Source organism: Burkholderia sp. LMG 13014 (genome assembly GCF_905232215.1).
Lineage (GTDB): Bacteria > Pseudomonadota > Gammaproteobacteria > Burkholderiales > Burkholderiaceae > Burkholderia.
This window is the reverse complement of the sequence record NZ_CAJNKE010000635.1, coordinates 1-3,256: the sequence shown is the minus strand read 5'-3', so window position 1 is coordinate 3,256 and position 3,256 is coordinate 1. Positions and strand designations below refer to the sequence as shown.

The 3,256-nt window shown below is 63.0% G+C and carries 1 protein-coding gene; it reads left to right on the top strand.

Features of this window, described 5'->3' with window-relative positions; translation table 11 throughout:
- Positions 1–8: 8 nt before the first annotated feature.
- On the top strand, positions 9–3,209 hold the full coding sequence (gene bpeB, locus JYJ84_RS32255; protein WP_175984793.1) for an efflux RND transporter permease BpeB: 3,201 nt from the start codon (positions 9–11) through the stop codon (positions 3,207–3,209).
- Positions 3,210–3,256 lie beyond the last annotated feature (47 nt).

Here is a 3,256-nt window from a genome sequence, read left to right as displayed (position 1 = left end):
CCTGTTTCATGGCAAAGTTTTTTATCGATCGCCCGATCTTCGCGTGGGTGATCGCCATCATCCTGATGCTGGCCGGGGTTGCGGCGATCTTCACGCTGCCGATCTCGCAGTATCCGACGATCGCGCCGCCATCGATCCAGATCACCGCGAACTACCCGGGCGCTTCCGCGAAGACGGTGGAAGACACGGTGACGCAGGTGATCGAGCAGCAGATGAGCGGTCTCGACAACTTCCTGTACATGTCGTCGACCAGCGATGACTCGGGCAACGCGACGATCACGCTGACCTTCGCGCCGGGTACCAACGCCGACATCGCGCAGGTTCAGGTGCAGAACAAGCTGTCGCTCGCGACGCCGATTCTGCCGCAGGTCGTGCAGCAGCTCGGTCTTTCGGTGACGAAGTCGAGCAGCAGCTTCTTGCTGGTGCTCGCCTTCAACTCCGAAGACGGCAGCATGAACAAGTACGACCTCGCGAACTTCGTGGCGTCGCACGTGAAGGACCCGATCAGCCGGTTGAACGGCGTCGGTACCGTCACGCTGTTCGGCTCGCAGTACGCAATGCGGATCTGGCTCGATGCGAACCGCCTGACGAACTACGGCCTCACGCCGGTCGACGTGTCGACCGCGATCGCCGCACAGAACGTGCAGATCGCAGGCGGCCAGATCGGCGGCACGCCGGCCACGCCGGGCACGATGCTGCAGGCGACGATCACCGAATCGACGCTGCTGCAGACGCCCGAGCAGTTCGGCAACATCCTGCTGAAGGTCAACCAGGACGGCTCGCAGGTTCGCCTGAAGGATGTCTCGAAGATCGAACTCGGCGGCGAAAACTACAACTTCGACACGAAGTACAACGGTCAGCCGACCGCGGCACTCGGTATCCAGCTCGCGACCAACGCGAACGCGCTCGCGACCGCGAAGGCCGTGCGCGCGAAGATCGACGAACTGGCACCGTTCTTCCCGCACGGCCTCGTCGTGAAGTACCCGTACGACACGACGCCGTTCGTGAAGCTGTCGATCGAGGAAGTGGTCAAGACGCTGCTCGAAGGTATCGTGCTCGTGTTCCTCGTGATGTATCTGTTCCTGCAGAACCTGCGGGCGACGATCATCCCGACGATCGCGGTGCCGGTCGTGTTGCTCGGCACGTTCGCGATCATGTCGATGGTGGGCTTCTCGATCAACACGCTGTCGATGTTCGGCCTCGTGCTCGCCATCGGCCTGCTGGTCGACGATGCGATCGTGGTGGTCGAGAACGTCGAGCGGGTGATGGCGGAAGAGGGCTTGTCGCCGAAGGAAGCGACCCGCAAGGCAATGGGCCAGATCACCGGCGCACTCGTCGGCGTGGCGCTCGTGCTGTCGGCGGTGTTCGTGCCGGTGGCGTTCTCCGGCGGGTCGGTCGGCGCGATCTATCGTCAGTTCTCGCTGACGATCGTGTCGGCGATGGTGCTGTCGGTGCTCGTCGCGTTGATTCTGACGCCGGCACTGTGCGCGACGATCCTCAAGCCGATCCCGCAAGGGCATCACGAAGAGAAGAAGGGCTTCTTCGGCTGGTTCAACCGCACGTTCAACAACAGCCGCGACAAGTACCACGTCGGCGTGCACCACGTGATCAAGCGGTCGGGCCGCTGGCTCATCATCTACCTGGTCGTGATCGTCGCGGTCGGCCTGCTGTTCGTGCGCCTGCCGAAGTCGTTCCTGCCCGATGAAGACCAGGGCCTGATGTTCGTGATCGTGCAGACGCCGTCGGGCTCGACGCAGGAAACGACCGCGAAGACGCTCGCGAACATTTCCGACTACCTGCTGAAGGACGAGAAGGAAATCGTCGAATCGGCGTTCACGGTCAACGGCTTCAGCTTCGCGGGCCGCGGCCAGAACTCCGGTCTCGTGTTCGTGCGCCTGAAGGACTACTCGCAGCGTCAGCATGCGAACCAGAAGGTGCAGGCGCTGATCGGCCGGATGTTCGGGCGCTACGCGGGCTACAAGGACGCGATCGTGATCCCGTTCAACCCGCCGTCGATTCCTGAACTCGGTACGGCTGCCGGCTTCGACTTCGAGCTGACGGACAACGCGGGTCTCGGCCACGATGCACTGATGGCCGCGCGTAACCAGCTGCTCGGGATGGCCTCGAAGGATCCGACGCTGCAGGGCGTGCGTCCGAACGGCCTGAACGATACGCCGCAGTACAAGGTCGACATCGATCGCGAGAAGGCGAACGCGCTCGGCGTCACGGCGGATGCGATCGACCAGACGTTCTCGATCGCGTGGGCGTCGAAGTACGTGAACAACTTCCTGGATACCGACGGCCGGATCAAGAAGGTCTACGTGCAGGCAGACGCACCGTTCCGGATGACGCCGGAAGACCTGAACATCTGGTACGTGCGCAACGGGTCGGGCGGGATGGTGCCGTTCAGCTCGTTCGCGACCGGTCACTGGACGTACGGTTCGCCGAAGCTCGAGCGCTACAACGGTGTGTCGGCGATGGAAATCCAGGGTCAGGCCGCACCGGGCAAGTCGACCGGTCAGGCGATGACCGCGATGGAAGGGCTCGCGAAGAAGCTGCCGGTTGGTATCGGCTATTCGTGGACCGGCCTGTCGTTCCAGGAAATCCAGTCCGGTTCGCAGGCGCCGATCCTGTACGCGATCTCGATCCTCGTCGTGTTCCTGTGTCTCGCGGCGTTGTATGAAAGCTGGTCGATCCCGTTCTCGGTGATCATGGTGGTGCCGCTCGGCGTGATCGGCGCACTGCTGGCGGCAACGATGCGCGGCCTCGAGAACGACGTGTTCTTCCAGGTCGGCCTGCTGACTACCGTGGGCTTGTCCGCGAAGAACGCGATTCTGATCGTGGAGTTTGCGCGCGAACTGCAGATGACGGAGAAGATGGGGCCGATCGAGGCCGCGCTGGAAGCGGCGCGCCTGCGGCTGCGTCCGATCCTGATGACGTCGCTCGCGTTCATTCTCGGCGTGATGCCGCTCGCGATCTCCAACGGCGCGGGTTCGGCCAGCCAGCACGCCATCGGTACGGGCGTGATCGGCGGGATGATCACGGCGACGTTCCTCGCGATCTTCATGATCCCGATGTTCTTCGTGAAGATCCGCGCGATCTTCAGCGGCGAGAAGGAAGACGTCGACGAGGCGCTGCGCCTGGCTCAGGAGCACTCGCACCACGAAGAGAAGCCGGGCAACGGCGACGAAGGCAACAAGGGACAGTGATGATGCAAAAACACGCTTTGACTGCAATCGCGGTCGCGCTCTTCGCC

Coding starts and splice junctions, on each gene's coding strand:
- bpeB (WP_175984793.1), top strand. CDS start 9: ATGGCAAAGTTTTTTATCGATCGCCCGATCTTCGCGTGGGTGATCGCC.